The 16,932-nt window shown below is 35.3% G+C and carries 11 protein-coding genes; 9 read left to right on the top strand and 2 right to left on the bottom strand.

What is annotated here, in order from left to right:
• Positions 1–499 precede the first annotated feature (499 nt).
• From gndA to RB618_RS19950, 4 genes are all read left to right on the top strand, one after another.
• A complete protein-coding gene (gndA, locus tag RB618_RS19965) occupies positions 500–1,909 on the top strand; it encodes an NADP-dependent phosphogluconate dehydrogenase (protein WP_308070388.1) in 1,410 nt (469 codons plus the stop codon).
• A 31-nt stretch (positions 1,910–1,940) separates the two neighbouring features.
• A complete protein-coding gene (gene zwf / locus RB618_RS19960; protein ID WP_308070387.1) occupies positions 1,941–3,479 on the top strand; it encodes a glucose-6-phosphate dehydrogenase in 1,539 nt (512 codons plus the stop codon).
• Positions 3,463–4,179: a 6-phosphogluconolactonase gene (gene pgl, locus RB618_RS19955; RefSeq protein ID WP_308070386.1), complete on the top strand. Its 717-nt coding sequence runs from the start codon at positions 3,463–3,465 to the stop codon at positions 4,177–4,179. The genes zwf and pgl overlap by 17 nt, the downstream gene beginning before the upstream one ends.
• 1,185 nt (positions 4,180–5,364) lie before the next feature.
• On the top strand, positions 5,365–7,089 hold the full coding sequence (locus RB618_RS19950; RefSeq protein WP_308070385.1) for a hypothetical protein: 1,725 nt from the start codon (positions 5,365–5,367) through the stop codon (positions 7,087–7,089).
• Between the two features lie 214 nt (positions 7,090–7,303).
• Here RB618_RS19950 and RB618_RS19945 read toward each other — a convergent pair whose 3' ends face one another.
• Positions 7,304–7,798 carry a hypothetical protein gene (locus RB618_RS19945; RefSeq protein WP_308070384.1) on the bottom strand — a complete coding sequence of 165 codons (495 nt, stop codon included), beginning with the start codon at positions 7,796–7,798 and terminating at the stop codon, positions 7,304–7,306.
• A 277-nt stretch (positions 7,799–8,075) separates the two neighbouring features.
• A complete protein-coding gene (locus tag RB618_RS19940; protein WP_111376430.1) occupies positions 8,076–8,522 on the bottom strand; it encodes a hypothetical protein in 447 nt (148 codons plus the stop codon).
• Between the two features lie 1,057 nt (positions 8,523–9,579).
• On the opposite strand from RB618_RS19940, the gene RB618_RS19935 reads away from it, so the two are divergent.
• The 5 genes from RB618_RS19935 (at position 9,580) to RB618_RS19915 (ending at position 16,868) form a co-directional block, all read left to right on the top strand.
• The gene (locus RB618_RS19935; protein ID WP_308070383.1) at positions 9,580–10,674 is read left to right on the top strand and encodes an efflux RND transporter periplasmic adaptor subunit; all 1,095 of its coding nucleotides are present in this window, start codon (positions 9,580–9,582) and stop codon (positions 10,672–10,674) included.
• Positions 10,675–10,724: 50 nt separating this feature from the next.
• The gene (locus RB618_RS19930; RefSeq protein ID WP_308070382.1) at positions 10,725–13,841 is read left to right on the top strand and encodes an efflux RND transporter permease subunit; all 3,117 of its coding nucleotides are present in this window, start codon (positions 10,725–10,727) and stop codon (positions 13,839–13,841) included.
• 245 nt (positions 13,842–14,086) lie between these two features.
• Entirely contained in the window at positions 14,087–15,577 is a 1,491-nt protein-coding gene (locus RB618_RS19925; RefSeq protein ID WP_308070381.1) for a TolC family protein, read from the top strand.
• A gap of 159 nt (positions 15,578–15,736) precedes the next feature.
• Positions 15,737–16,297: a Crp/Fnr family transcriptional regulator gene (locus tag RB618_RS19920; protein WP_308070380.1), complete on the top strand. Its 561-nt coding sequence runs from the start codon at positions 15,737–15,739 to the stop codon at positions 16,295–16,297.
• A 244-nt stretch (positions 16,298–16,541) separates the two neighbouring features.
• Entirely contained in the window at positions 16,542–16,868 is a 327-nt protein-coding gene (locus RB618_RS19915; RefSeq protein WP_308070379.1) for a multidrug efflux SMR transporter, read from the top strand.
• Positions 16,869–16,932: the final 64 nt, after the last annotated feature.

The following is a 16,932-nucleotide window of genomic DNA, read 5'->3' as shown; positions in this document are numbered from 1 at the left end:
CTAAACACATAGAAACATAGTTATAATAGCTATTTAAAAAAGAATAACAAAAGAAGCTAGTTTCTAACACATCGTTACTATGTGAATTGATGTCGGTGAAACGCCTTTACTCACAATCTTAAACTATGTTTCTATGTATTAAAAATTATTTCAACACGAAGTCAACTTTGACAAAGTTTAAACAATTGAGAAAAAATTGCATAGAGAAGAAATCACGAGCTCTTAAAAATGATTTCCAGTATTACAACGATTTAGTTGAAAAACAGCTATAATAAGCGTAATTTTTACACATAAAAAGTATCACAATAAAGACCAAAAGTGAACGATTTTACCCCTTATTTTTCAGCATTTTTCTCTAACTTAGCGCTCTACATTTTGAAATGTAAGATTAAAATAACCATTGTTTTTTGGCAAAACATTGAATGAAAAAGAATTACCAAACTTTCTCTTACTTTTTGCTGCAAAAACATTCTTCTAATAATTTAGTTAATTGAAAACTATGAGCAAATTTGATTTTGGAATTGTAGGACTCGGCGTAATGGGTCGTAACCTACTTTTAAATATCGCCAGCCATAACTTTGCGGCTGCAGGTTTAGACTTAGACACCGAAAAAGTCAATTCTCTTCAACAAGAAACCGATGCCAATCACACTATTGAAGCAACTACAGATGTAAAACATTTTGTGGAGCTTATTCAGCCGCCAAGAGCGATTATGTTATTGGTTCCTGCGGGAAAACCAGTTGACAGCGCTATCGCTAGTTTATTGCCTCACTTAGACAAAGGAGACATTATTATTGACGGTGGAAATACTTATTTTACTGATACTGACAGAAGATTCATCGAATTGTCTGAAAAAGGAATCCACTTCTTCGGAATGGGAATTTCGGGTGGTGAAAAAGGCGCTCGTTTCGGTCCTGCTATGATGCCAGGAGGAGATCAGAAAGCTTATGAAAGATTACGACCTATTTTTGAAGCGATTGCAGCAAAAGTAGACGGCGAACCTTGCGTAGAATATTTAGGAAATGGTTCTGCTGGAAACTATGTAAAAATGGTTCACAACGGAATTGAATACGGAATCATGCAATTAATCTCTGAGATTTATGACTTAATGAAAAGAGGTTATAATCTAGATGATGCAACGATTCAGAAAACTTTTGAAGAATGGAATCAAACCGATGATTTGAGATCATATCTGATTGAAATCACAGGAAAAATTCTGAAACAAGAAGATACAGACGGAGGTCTTTTAATCAATAAAATTTCGGATTGGGCAAGATCTAAAGGAACAGGAAAATGGACTTCGCAAAATGCAATGGACTTACAAGTTCCAGTTCCAACAATCGACGCAGCGGTTAACATGCGCGATATGTCTAAAACAAAACCAGAAAGAATTGAAGCTGCTAAAAAATTAGTTTGGAACGCTGATGAAACAAACGTTTCTCAAAGCGAAGCTATTGCGTCTTTAAAATCGGCTTTGTTCTTTTCTATCGTAGTAACTTATGCTCAAGGTTTAGCGCAGCTTCACACCGCTTCTAAAGAATACAACTATGGATTAAACTTAGAAACAGTTGCTAAAATCTGGCGTGGCGGATGTATTATTCGTGCTACCATTTTAGAAGATTTCAGAAAAGCATACGTTACAAAATCAGATTTGCCAAACTTGCTTTTGGATAACGGAATTGCTTCAAAATTAACCGAAAACCAATCAGGAATGCGTTCTGTAATTCAATTTGCGGTTCAAAAAGGATTGCCAGTTTCAGGATTAATGAATTCGTTATCATATTTTGATGCTTACAGATCTGCAAATCTGCCAACAAATCTAATTCAGGCACAACGTGATTTCTTTGGGGCACACACTTATGAGCGCACCGACAAAGAAGGCGTTTTCCATACCCAATGGGCTGAATAAGACAACTAAAAAAACAACACAACCACACACAATGACTAAAAACAAAAATATAAATCCGACAATTATTGTAATTTTTGGAGGAACCGGAGATCTGGCAAAGAGAAAGCTCTTTCCGGCTTTTCAGAATCTGTACCTTGATGGCCGCATGTCAGAGAAGTTTCAGATTATTGCGCTTGGTAGAGCTCAAAAAAGTGATGAGGAATTTCGCAGTTATGTTTTAGAAAACCTAAATACTTTCTCTAGAAAAAAAGGGCTTTCTGATGCAGAAACTCAAAAATTTCTTTCGCATATAAGCTATCACAGTCTTGATATCGACAAAGAAGAATCATATCTGGGATTAAGCGAAAAAATAAACAGTTTAGACTTGGAGTTTGGCGAGCGTTCAAACCGTCTTTTCTACCTTTCGATTACGCCATCTTTTATTTCGACCATTTCGAGCAATATCAAGAAAATTGGCCTTGCGGCGAATGCCAAACAGGATCGCATTATTATTGAAAAACCTTTTGGTTATGATAAAGCTTCTGCAATCGAGTTGAATGAAATGCTTTCACAGACTTTCAAAGAAGAGCAGATTTATAGAATTGACCATTATTTAGGAAAAGAAACCGTTCAGAATATCTTGGCTTTCCGTTTTGGAAACTCGATGTTTGAACCTTTATGGAGCCGTAATTTTATTGATTTCGTGCAAATTACCGTTGCAGAAGAAGTTGGCGTTGAAGAACGCGGCGGATTCTATGAAGGTGTCGGCGCATTGAAAGACATGATTCAGAATCACTTGTTTCAGATTTTATGTATGACGGCTATGGAAGCGCCTGCTTCTTTGGCGGCAGATGACATTAGAAATCGTAAAGCAGATGTGCTGAAATCAATCCGAAGAATTAAACCGGAAGAAGTTGACCATTACATTGTAAGAGGCCAGTATGACGCTGGAACTATTAACGGAAAACCAGTTCCAGGTTACCGCCAGGATAAAGGAATTGCAACAGATTCTAATACAGAAACGTATGTTGCCATGAAAATTTATCTGGACAACTGGAGATGGCAAGGAATTCCGTTCTATCTGCGTTCTGGAAAAAGAATGGAAGAAAAACAGTCTTCGATCATCATTCAGTTCAAACCAGTGCCGCATTCTTCGTTTTCTTACGGAAAAGAAGGCATGACTCCAAACCGACTGATTATTAACATTCAGCCAGATATGGACATCAAATTGCAGTTCATGACCAAAAAACCTGGTTTATCAATGTCGCTACGACCAGCCGAAATGGTTTTTGATTATTTCTCTTGTTCTACCATGTCGCCAGAAGCTTACGAAACTTTGTTAGCCGATGCTTTAGCAGGAGATCCTACTCTATTTATGCGTTGGGATCAGGTAGAAGAAGCTTGGGATGCGATTGAAACAATTCAGCAGGTTTGGAAAACTACTGCTCCAACCAATTTCCCAAATTACAAAGCAGGAAGCTGGGGTCCAGAAGAAGCCGATGAATTATTGGCGCGCCAAGGGCATAAATGGATTCCGAATATACAAAACATTAAAAAAGAAGAAGAAGTTTTAGATGGTACAGATATATAATAACATTGACGAAATTAATACTAAAGCAGCAGATCTTTTTGTAGAATCGGCTCAGAAAGCGATTGCTGCAAAAGGCAAATTTACAGCTGTTCTTACCGGAGGTTCTTCTCCAGCAGGAATCTATAAATTATTGGCTTCTGATGCTTATAAAAGTAAAATAGATTGGAGTAAAGTCTATATTTTTTGGGGAGATGAAAGATGGGTGCCATTAAACGATGATTTGAGTAATGCAAAAATGTCTTATTCAACTTTATTAAGCCACGTTCCTATTCCGCAAGAGAACATTTTTGAAATGTACAAAGATGGTGTTACACCTGAGGATTATGCAGCTGAATACGAAAAGTCTATCAGAACAGTTTTAGGCGAAGAAGGCAAATTTGACCTGATCTTATTAGGAATGGGAGACGACGGGCACACGGCTTCTCTTTTTCCAGGTGAAGCTGTTCTGGAAGAGCAAACAAAATGGGTTGACGCTTATTATTTAGCTCCGCAAAAAATGTATCGTATCACGCTTACAGCTCCGTTAATCAATAAAGCTGAAAAAATTGTTGTCGTGGCTTTTGGAGAAAAGAAAATCAATGCTTTGAAAGAAGTAACCACTGGCGAATACAATCCGACATTATATCCAATGCAATTGATTAAACCAGTTTCTGGTGAATTATTGTTTTTGGTGGATAAAGTAGCTGCCGGAACAAACTAAGAAATTATTTATTTCCATATAATTTAAGGTCTATGCTGAAAAGTGTAGACCTTTTTTATTTATAATATTTATTTCACGCAGATTTTGCAGATTTATGCAGATCTAAACAGATTAATTTTAAAAAAATCTGTGTGAATCTGCTTAGAACTTTTTTTATCTGTGTGAAACATAATAGCCAGTTAAACAAACACAAACAACTAAGAAGCGCAAAACTTATTTCGATAGATACTTTTTTCACGCAGATTCAGCAGATTTAAGCTGATCTAAACAGATTAATTTTAAAAAAATCTGCGTGAATCTGCTTAGAACTTTTTTAATCTGTGTGAAACATAATAGCCAGTTAAACAAACACAAACAACTAAGAAGCGTAAAACTTATTTCGATAGATACTTTTTTCACGCAGATTTAGCAGATTTATGCAGATCTAAACAGATTAATTTAAAAAAAATCTGCGTGAATCTGCTTAGAACTTTTTTAATCTGTGTGAAACATAATAGCCAGTTAAACAAACACAAACAACTAAGAAGCGCAAAACTTTTTTCGATAGATACTTTTTTCACGCTGATTTAAGCTGATTTAAGCTGATCTAAACAGATTAATTTTAAAAAAAATCTGCGTGAATCTGCTTAGATCGTTTTTAATCTGCGTGAAACATAAAGATCAGCTAAACAAACACAAACAACTAAGAAGCGCAAAACTTTTTTCGATAGATACTTTTTTCACGCAGATCTAGCAGATTTATGCAGATCTAAACAGATTAATTTTAAAAAAATCTGCGTGAATCTGCTTAGAACTTTTTTAATCTGCGTGAAACATAAAGATCAGCTAAACAAATACAAACAATTGAAAAAACAAATATCTACAAAACCTATTTCTTTTTTATTTAATTTTGTTAAATACTCTCCGATTCAGTCTATTAGATTATAAGCTCAATTTCTCAAACTATCATTATTTTTCTGTTTTAACGAACAGCATCATTCTGTAGAAATGTTTGATCGGTAGAACTAAATTTAGTTTACAAATACACGTTCATTAGGAACGTTTGATTAATAAAGCAGATGCCTCATTCTCGCTAAAAAAACAGGTGTCCCTATGGGACACACAATGCTACGCAATATATTTTTTTTCTACCGACGAGATATTCCTACGGAATATTAAATTATATAATATCAAATCCTTTTTGCTATGAAATATAATTACTTTCTAATTGCGGTTTTTCTTCTTTTTATTTCCTGTAAAGAAAAAAACACAGAGCCCAAATCAGTTAAAGTCAGTGCCTCGCAAGGATGTTATATTCCGAAAACGAACGATAAAGATTGGTACACCCAAAACAAAAAAGCACCAAAATTTAGAGGTCTTGATGGGGTGAATTTTAAAATTACGACCAATAATTCCGAAGCGCAGGAATATTTCAATCAAGGAATGATGCTGGCCTACGGATTTAATCATGCCGAAGCTGCAAGATCATTTTATGAAGCCTCACGTTTAGACCCTAATTGCGCTATGGCATATTGGGGTTTTGCGTATGTTTTAGGTCCGAATTATAATGGTGGAATGGAAGAAGATAATTTTCAACGCGCTTATGATGCGGTTCAAAAAGCTAAAAAACTTTCTGCCAAGTGTTCTCCGAAAGAAATTGCTATGATTGATGCTTTATTGGTGCGTTATGCTAAAAATCCTCCCGCAGACAGAAAACCGCTTGACATTGCGTATGCCGAAGCGATGAAAAAAGTATATACTCAATTTCCTTCAGATCCAGATATTGGCGCGCTTTACGCGGAATCGCAGATGAATCTGCATCCGTGGGATTTGTATGAAAAAGGCACTGGAATACCTAAAAAATGGACTCCAGAAATACTTGCCGTTTTAAACGAATTGATTAAAAAAAATCCGAAGCATCCGGGCGCACATCATTTTTTGGTTCATGCTGTAGAAGCTTCTGCTCATCCAGAAAACGGACTTAAAAGTGCTAAATTACTAGAAACTTTAGTTCCTGGTTCGGGACATTTGGTTCATATGCCTTCTCATATTTACATTCGTACAGGAGATTATCATGAAGGCACACTTTCCAACATTGAAGCGGTTCGAATTGATAGTCTGTATTCTACTGCCTGTAATGCGCAAGGCGCTTATCCTCTAGCCTATTATCCGCACAATTATCATTTCTTGGTGGCTACTGCTGCTTTAGAAGGAAATTCAAAGTTGGCTTGGGAATCGGCACAAATATTACAGCAGCACATGTCTCCTAAAATCATGCGTGAAGCGGGCTGGGGAACTTTACAGCATTATTATAGCATTCCGTATTATATCGCTGTAAAATTTTCGATGTGGGATAAAATTATTGAGATTCCGCAACCAGAAAAGGATCTCGTATATCCAAATGCAATTTGGCACTATGCGCAAGGAATGGCTTATCTTGGGAAAAATGATATCGCCAATGCCGAAAAACAGCTTGCTTCTCTGAACCAATTAGCTAAAGATAAAACCTTAAAAGAAGTTACCATCTGGAATATCAATACCACTTATGATCTTGTTCAGATTGCTGCTAATGTGCTTTCAGCAGGAGTCGAAGCGAAAAAGAACAATTTAGATAAATCCATTGCTCTTTTAAATAAAGCGATAGAAATCGAAGATCAATTAAACTACAACGAACCACCAGATTGGTTTTTCTCTGTTAGACATTATTTAGGCACAGTTTTACTTAAAGCTGGAAAATACGCCGAAGCTGAAAAAATCTATAAACAAGATTTACAAACACTCCCAAAAAACGGATTCGCCCTTATCGGACTTTACAACTCTTTAGTTGCGCAGAAAAAAGAAAAAGAGGCTTTAAAAATTAAAACCTCTTTTGATAATGCTTGGCAATATGCCGATTTTGCGATTAAGGATTCTTCTAGTATTGTGGAGTGATTTTAGTTTTTATGATTTTTCAAAGTAACTTTTTTATAATCCATTTTAGAAATGTAATTGTAAAAAGTCAGAGACTTTTATTACGTTTAGAAATTCTAAGACCAAAAAAAATTGCGCAAAGTCAGAGACATTTGCGCAGCTTTTCAATTCAAGTATGGCACTCTATGCAGAGTTGGGGCTATTCCATCATATTTTACCGTAACTGTGATGTTTGTTAGAACCTCTTATTGATTTCGAAGTATTTAGTATCAGATTCAACAGTATATTTTGTAAAAAAATCAGCACCTTCAACAATAAATTCAATTGCTCCAACAGGAAATTGAAAAGATACAACGGGAATTTTCAATTCTTCATCATTCAATGTCATTCCCAAAAGAAGCTTTTTATCGTATTGCAGCTTATACCATAATCCAGTCTCTATATCTCTCCAGCGAAATGATGGATAAAAATTCATTTTTTCTTCTATTTCAATATTAGTTAAAAACTCCCATTTTTTCATTTTTATTCCAGCTACAATTTTAGTGTAAAAATAGAAGCTATATCCTGAATTTAAAATTTCATTAAAATCCTGAGTTTCTTTATTTAAATTAAAAACCCAAATTAAATCGCCTCCCAGATAATTTGGATCTTTATAGAAATATTGGAAATATCGGACTTCGCCATTCTCAATTACTTTGAATATATCGCCTCGTTTTATTTTTTTTGCCATAATCTATTTCTTTTTTATTCCGTATTTAATCCAGTTTTTTTCCGCTACTGCATTTATCTTGTTATATAATTTTTCCAATTTAAGAGAAATTATTTCTGTTTGTTCATAATATTTAGCTCCATAACAGGAAGTAATCGTAAAAAGTCAGAGACTTTTATTACGTTTAGAAATTCTAAGACCAAAAAAAATTGCGCAAAGTCAGAAACATTTGCGCAGCTCTTTGATTTAAATCTGGAACTCTTTGCGGAGCAAGGGGGTAATTTGTTTTGGCTGATATTTACATATAGCCCTTTTCCTTAAAATAACATTCCAAATCTTTTTTAAAAGTTGCCAAATCAAAGTCTTTAATTTTAGTTCTCAAAGTTTCTATTATTTCTAATGATTTCAAAATTTCTAAAGACACATATTTTTTAGCTTCAATTTCTGAAAAATTTTTGATTGTTTCAAAATCTAACTTTATGCTATACTCTAGACATTTTTCAACTTCATATTCAAACCCCTCACTTTTTACATATTTTTTATCTTTTGTATATTTTGGCAATTTGGGCTTAAAAAATTGTTCAAAAATTGGACTTACACATATAATTCCAATTACAATTTCCATTAAATCTTTTCCATATATTTTTTGTGTGAAAGATTTTTCCATCTCATCTGAAAAATCTATCAAAAATCTAGTTTCTTTTTTTATTTCCGCCGAAGTATATTGAGCTAAACCTAGTTTCATATATTATATTATTAATTATTATCTAAAAATTGGATTTCTCCCAGCTCTCCAAAGTCTTCCTCGCTAGCGCTACGCAAATGTCCCCAGCTCTCCGAAGTCTTCCCTACTAGTGCTGCGCAAATGTCTCCGACTTTGCGCCATCCTAAATACTTCTTAAAAACACAAAAATATCTAAAAAGTCTCCGACTTTAAAACGAATACAAGTATAAAGTTTTATTGATTTTAAATATAAAAATCTACTACTCAAATATCAGCTTTTTCAAAATGCATTAAGCATAAATCATTTACATAACAACTTATAGCGAAACAAAAATAATCAACCCTCTAAAAACCAACCCCAATTATTATCAAATTTTTAAATCTCATAGTTTTTAGAAAATTTTAAGAACCCTTACTTTTCAAATTACTATATTTGGCGCACCTTAAAGAATAATTAATCCCACTTTCTAAGGAACAAAATTGTAATTCCTGCTGTAGTTGTATGAAACCCACTAAGTTCATATATATCGTTTTACTTTCGCTGCTTTGTTTTTTCAGAGGCACCGAGACGTATTCGCCGATTTATACTTTCAGCAACTGTATTACCTTAGATAGCGTTGCGGCAGACGATACGCAGATTTTTTCTTCTGACTTTTCTTCTTCTAAAAATTTAGAAGTTCATTATAAGCTCAAAAAGAAAATGAAATGCAGAGCGACTACTTTAGAACAAAGTACGATCAAAGCTCCGTATCTCAGCAATTTAGTCAACTTCAAGCTTTATAAAGAAAGTTTAATCTATGGTATAGCTTCAATATACCATATTGAAAGACATCCCCACTTACATTTGTACCAGTTATTCTAGGCTGCCGTATTTCGTAGTTTTTATTTTCTAGTATTCTGGAACAATACCTCATTTACGTATGTGATTGAGCAGCTATTGCTATAAAAACTTTTCTCTAAAACGGTACTTTTTTAAATAAAAAGCATCCGTAAACCTTATTATTTTCAAAATCCAAATTCAGACTCCCGATATGTAGTATCAAGGGAGCACATCTATTTATTCAAAAATTTAAACCTAATGATGAGCATTTATAAAAATCCATTTCTTTTATGCACCTTGGCTTTATTCGTTTTAGTCTCGTGCGGAGATAAAGCAAAAAAAGATTCAAACAACATAAAAACGGTTCCTGTTTATAAGGTAACTCTAAAAGACACCATAGTTTCGAGCAAATTTGTAGCCGATGTACATGCTAAAAATAATGTAGAAATTCACGTTCGTATACCTGGTCTTCTGGACAAAGTTTACGTTAGCGAAGGACAAAAAGTAAAAAAAGGGCAAATCCTTTTCAAAATAAGCGATGTTGAACTTCAGATTCAGCTTCTAAAAGCTGAAGCAGTTTACAAAAGCGCAAAAGCCGATTTAAGAATTGCAACGGTAGAATTGGAACAGGCTCAAACCCTTTTTAATAAAAAAGTAATTGCCGATAAAGAATTAGAATTATCTAAAGCCAAATATGAAGCCGCTTCTGCGAAAGTAGCTCACGCAGTTGCCGAAAGAAAAGCAATCAACCAACAGATTAGCTTCACCACGATGCGCGCGCCATTTGACGGAACAGTTGACCGTATTCCGTTTAAAGAAGGAAGTTTAGTAGAAAACGGTTCATTATTAACTACTGTTTCTCAATTAGACGATGTGTACGCTTATTTCTCAATTCCTGAGAACACCTATTTCCAAATGATGGAAGACAAAACCTTAAACACTCAGGGTGATATTAAACTGGTATTGCCAAATGGACAAGTTTACGGTCAAAAAGGAGAATTAAGAACCGCTGACGGAGAAATCGACAGACAAACTGGTTCTATTCAATACAAAGCAAAATTTCATAATCCGCAAGGATTTATCAAGCACGGAACTTCTGGAAAATTGATTATTTCAGAACCAAAAACCAATGCAATTTTAATTCCGCAGAAAGCAGTTTTTTCTATTCAAGACAAACAATACGTTTTCCGCGTGAACAAAGATGGAGTAGTTAAAATGACGAATGTTACAATCGAAACGACTCTAGATGATGTGTACATCTTAAACGAAGGTCTAAAAAGCGACGACCTGATTGTACAAGAAGGTACACAATCATTAAGAGACGGCGATAAAATCAACATGAAACAAATGTAGGTTATCGACTTGTAAAACAGTTATTTAATTATTTATCTAAAACATTTAAAATGATAGAGTTATTTATCAGAAGGAAAATATTGTCATTAATCATCTCGGTTATGATAGTCCTTCTGGGATTGCTGGCGTTGTTTCAGCTCCCTATTACCCAATTCCCAGATATTGTACCACCGTCTGTAACCGTTACAGCAAAATATACAGGAGCAAACGCAGAAGTTTCGGCCAATGCCGTCGCCCTTCCGTTAGAAAGAGCCATAAATGGAGTTCCCGGAATGACCTATATGTCAACGGTAACTTCCAACGATGGTTTGACTTTAATTCAGGTTTTCTTTGAAGTAGGAACCGATCCCGATTTGGCCGCGGTAAACGTACAGAACCGTGTAACGACAATTCTCGATGAACTTCCAGAAGAGGTAATTCGTGCCGGAGTTACAACCGAAAAAGAGGTAAACAGTATGTTGATGTATTTGAACATTACAAGTACCGACAAAACTCAGGACGAGCAGTTTATCTTCAACTTTACCGATATTAATATTCTTCAGGAATTAAAACGTATTGATGGTGTCGGACGTGCAGAAATCATGGGTCAGAAAGAATATTCGATGCGTGTCTGGCTAGATCCAGAAAAGATGCTTTCGTACAATATTTCGGCAAATGAAGTTATTGCTTCACTTCAAAAACAAAACATTTCTGCTGCCCCGGGTAAAGTCGGTGAAGGTTCAGGACAAATGAACAATCAACTGCAATATGTAATTAAGTATGGCGGAAAATTCTTTGAACCAAAACAATATGAGGAAATTCCGTTAAGAGCTAATTCAGATGGAACAATTTTAAGATTGAAAGACATTTCGAAAATTGAATTTGGTGCGATGAGTTACGGAATGGTTTCTAAAACCGACGGAAAACCTTCTGCATCGATCATGTTGAAACAACGTCCAGGTTCGAATGCTTCTGAAGTAATTGCGAGCGTAAAAGAAAAAATGGCTGAATTGAAAGTCTCTTCTTTTCCTCCAGGAATGGAATTTAATATTGCCTACGACGTTTCGCGTTTCCTTGACGCTTCTATTCATGAAGTATTGAGAACTTTGGTTGAAGCCTTTATTCTAGTAGCGTTCGTAGTTTTCCTTTTCCTTCAGGATTGGAGATCGACTTTGATTCCTGTATTGGCAGTTCCTGTCGCGCTTATTGGTTCGTTTACTTTTATGTCGATGATGGGATTCTCAATCAACTTATTAACGCTTTTCGCTTTAGTACTTTCCATCGGAATTGTAGTAGATAACGCGATTGTCGTTGTAGAAGCCGTTCACGTAAAAATCTCCGAAGAACATATGTCGCCAATGGAAGCTACCATTAGCGCAATGAAAGAAATTACTGGAGCCGTTATCGCGATTACGATTGTAATGGCTGCCGTATTTATTCCCGTTGCTTTCTTGAGCGGTCCAGTCGGAGTTTTTTACAGGCAGTTCTCTTTAACAATGGCAATAAGTATCGTAATTTCTGGTATTAACGCACTTACCCTTACTCCTGCCCTTTGTGCGATTATGCTAAAAGCGCACGATCCGAATAAAGAGAAAAAATCGCTTTTAGACCGTTTCTTCAACAGATTCAACCATTGGTTTGATAATATTACTTCAAAATACATCAAAGTATTGGTGAAATTTGCTGATCGCAACACTGTTACCGTTGGATTATTAGTACTATTTTGTGTGTTGACTTGGGGAACAACTAAGTTTTTAGCGTCAGGATTTATCCCGACTGAAGATCAAGGTATGGTTTACGTAAGTGTTACAACGCCACAAGGAGCAACTGTAGAACGTACTGAAAAAGCTTTGGATGAAGTAACGAAAATTGCTCAAGGAATTAAAGGTGTTGACAACGTAACGACTCTTGCAGGATACAGTATTGTAACTGAAATTGCAGGAGCTTCGTACGGAATGGGAATGATTAACCTAAAAGACTGGAGCGAACGTGATATTTCGGTAACCGAATTCATGGCGGAACTTACAGAAAAAACCAAAAACATTTCCGACGCACAAATCGAGATTTTTGCACCGCCAACTGTTCCAGGTTTTGGTAACACCAGTGGTTTTGAGCTTCGTTTGCTGGATAAATCTGGTGGAAGCATTACTAATACTGACAAAGTCACCAAAGAGTTTATTAAAGAACTAAATGCTTCACCAGAAATTCAAAACTCTTTCTCAAGTTTTGATGCCACTTTCCCGCAGTATTTAATTCATATTGATTACGATTTGGCAGCTAAAAAAGGAATTTCGGTAGACAATGCCATGTCTACTTTGCAAACCATGTTAGGTTCGTTTTATGCTACCAATTTTATCCGTTTTTCTCAAATGTATAAAGTAATGGTTCAGGCAAGTCCGCAATTCCGTCAAAATCCAGAAAGTATTTTGGATATGTATTTGAAGAATGATGCAGGCGAAATGGTTCCGTTTTCTACTTTCATCAAATTAGAAAGAGTTTATGGACCAGAAGTTTTAACGCGTTACAACATGTACATGTCCGCTATGATTAACGGTGAACCTGCCGAAGGTTACAGTTCTGGAGATGCCATTGCCGCTGTTGAAAAAATTGCTGCAGAAAAACTCCCAAGCCGTTTTGAATTGGAATGGTCTGGTATGACACGTGAAGAGATTTTATCAGGAAACCAAACCATCTACATTTTTGCACTTTGTATACTTTTCGTATACTTATTATTGGCCGCACAATATGAAAGTTTATTGCTTCCATTCCCTGTATTATTGAGTTTGCCTGTTGGAGTTTTCGGTTCTTACTTTGCGCTTGTAATGGTTGGGCTAGACAATAACATTTATGCTCAAGTAGCACTCGTCATGCTGATTGGTCTGCTCGCCAAGAACGCCATTCTGATTGTAGAATTTGCCATGGCACAGAACAAACTCGGACGTGATATTGTCGAAGCGGCAATTGAAGGAGCAAGACTTCGTTTCCGTCCAATTTTGATGACCTCATTTGCTTTTATTTCAGGATTGATTCCGTTGTGTATCGCTTCTGGTGCAGGTGCAATCGGTAACCGTTCTATTGGTACAGCAGCTGCAGGAGGAATGTTAATCGGAACTGTGTTTGGTCTTTTAATCATTCCTGGACTTTACATACTGTTTGCAAAATTGGAAAAACGAATGAGTAAATCTTAATGTATAATTTTTTTAACACATAGAATCATAGGATTTGGAAAGCGTTTAAAGGCGTTTCACTTAACTTAAATAAACATAGCTGTATGGCAATCACCATATCCCAAAGTTGAAACTTTGGACTATGTTCATTCAGCTATGTGTTAGAAACTAGTTTCTTTCAACTCCCTTTTCAAAAAAAGAAAATCTATGTTTCTATGTGTTAAAATAAAAATTTAGACAAAAGATTGAACAAATAAAATTAAACAATGAAAGAGATATTAAATCAATATAAAAATGCTGATGTGCAGTTTCTAAGGACAACCAAAAGTGCCGTTGTAATAACCGGAATTTTACTTTTGACAGCTTGTTCTGCACCAAAAGTCAGTACTAAACTAGACGCTGCAAAGCTTCCTGAAAATTTTGATGCACAGAGAAAAGAAGCATCAAACGAGACTTTTATTCCATTAAAAACAGAAACCTTTTTTAAAGATCCAAAATTAGAAGCTTTATTAAAGAAAGCCATTGCCAAGAATCCTGATTATTTAATCATGCAGGAAAGAATCCTAATTGCCAATTCGCATTTAAAAGTGGCAAAACTGGCGCTTCTTCCCTCTTTAGATTTTGTTGCCGATGCTTCGGGAACTCATTACGGAAAATATACGATGGAAGGTGTTGGAAATTACGATACTAACTTCTCGCAGAATATTACAGACAAACAAAAAATCAACGAGAATGTTACTCCTAACTTTTTTCTAGGAGCAAAAGTTTCTTGGGAAGCGGATATCTGGGGAAAATTAAGCAATCGTAAAAAAGCAGCACAACAGCGATTTTTTGCTTCTCAGCAAGGAATGCGACTGTTACAAACACGCCTTTTAAGTGATGTTGCCGACTTGTATTTCAAACTGGTTGCATTAGACAAACAAAAGTCGATTTACGATAACAATTTGAAAACGCAGGAAAAAGCATTGGATATTGTTTCGGCACAAAGATCTGTCGGAAAAGCTACAGAATTGGCTGTACAGCAGTTTAATGCACAAAACAATAACATTCACGCCGAAGCTTCAGAATTAAAATTAAGCATTGATCAAACCGAGAAAGCTTTACTGACGCTTTTAGGTGAATATGGCGGAAAAATCGATAGAAGCACCGATTTTCTAGCTGGACATTTAGAGGTTTTAAACCAAAAAATCAGTGTAGATTCCATCATTCATAAAAGACCCGATGTCTCTGAAGCTTACTTCGAATTATTAGCAAGTAACGCAGATGCTAAATCGGCTCGTGCAGCCTTTTTCCCGACTGTAAATCTGGGCGGTTATGCAGGTTTCAACTCATTTTCATTCAACACCCTTTTTGATGCAGGTTCTTTTGCTTGGCAATTATTGGGGGGATTAACAGCTCCTGTTTTCAATAAAGGACAAATCAAACAAGAATTTTATGTTTCGAACAGAAGACAGGAAATTTCATTTCTTCAATATCAAAATGCTGTCACAACAGCTTTCAACGAATTGAGCGCTTTACTACACCGAAACGAAGCTTACGAAGATGTTTTAAAATATAAATTGAACGAAATTGATCATCTCGAAATTGCCGTAAATGTCTCAAACGACTTGTATTTGAGCGGTTATGCCAATTATTTGGAAATCATCAATGCTCAAAAAAATAAATTGCAGGCTGAACTGGATTTTGTTGATATCCAACTTCGAAATGCAAACTCACAAGTATTGCTTTACAAAGCTTTAGGCGGAGGAATAAATTAGTTTATATGTTGGTCAAAAATGGCTTCTGTTTATAATAGCTCATCGCAGAGGTTATTTTTAAGTCCCGTTTCTATTTTGAAACGGGATTTTTTTTATAAAACAAACACTCATTTTACTGTTTACTTTTTACCTTTATTCCAAAATACTAAAATTCCGTTGATGGATATTTCCAAAATTCTCGATCACATACACCAACTTCCTGAGCAATCTAAGCTTGCTTTGCAAAACAATGTCACCGAAATTGCTTTTGCTAAAGGGCATATTTTGCTAAAAGCCAATAAAGTAGAATCAAATATTTATTTTATAAAAAAAGGATTGGTGCGAGCTTATGTAGAAAGAGATAATGAAGTTACGTTTTGGTTTGGAAAAGAAGGCGAAACCATCATTTCGATGAAAAGTTATGTGGAAGATCAGCCTGGTTATGAAACCATCGAACTTTTGGAAGACTGCGAATTGTATGAACTCAAAACGGAAAATCTAAGAAAACTCTTTAATGAAGATGTTCACATTGCTAATTGGGGACGTAAATTTGCAGAAAAAGAATTAATTAAAACAGAAGAAAGACTCATCTCAAAACAATTCAAAAATGCTTCTGAACGCTATTTGGAATTAATGAAAGATCATCCTGAACTCTTGCAAAGAGTTCAGCTAGGACATATTGCCTCTTATTTAGGAATTACACAAGTCAGTTTAAGCAGAATTCGCGCGGAAATAAAGTAACCAGTTAAGAGCTATTTTTTAAAGCACTACATTTAAATCTGAACAAATCTGCTTTAATCTGTGCAAATCTGCGTGAAAAAATCATACTCAAAAAGTATTTCAGGCAGATTTTTAAAAGATTTTAGCAGATCAAATTAGATTTTAATTGTTGTGCAAAACAGATTAAAATAACTTCATTTTTTATCATTTGTTAATTTTTTTCTGATTTCCATAAAAGAACTTTGCATCACAAAATTTTAACTATATGAACTGGATTATTTTAATCATCGCGGGTCTATTTGAAGTAGCCTTCGCATCATGTCTTGGAAAAGCAAAAGAAACAACTGGTACCGAAATGTACTATTGGTATATTGGCTTCTTTATATCTTTAACAATTAGTATGCTTTTATTAATGAAAGCTACAGAAACACTTCCGCTAGGAACTGCTTATGCGGTCTGGACAGGAATTGGCGCGGTAGGAACGGTATTGGTAGGAATCTTTATTTTTAAAGAACCAGCTGCTTTCTGGAGATTGTTTTTCTTAGCAACATTGGTTGGTTCTATTGTTGGTTTAAAGGCAGTATCCCACTAAAAATATATTACACGAATTTGGATTCAACTTTGTCAAAGTTTTAGGCTTTGGCAAAGTTTTTTTA

The organism is Flavobacterium sp. LHD-85, from assembly GCF_030929595.1.
Lineage (GTDB): Bacteria > Bacteroidota > Bacteroidia > Flavobacteriales > Flavobacteriaceae > Flavobacterium.
Note: the sequence above shows the minus strand (reverse complement) of the source record. Positions and strands in the feature narration are given on the sequence as shown.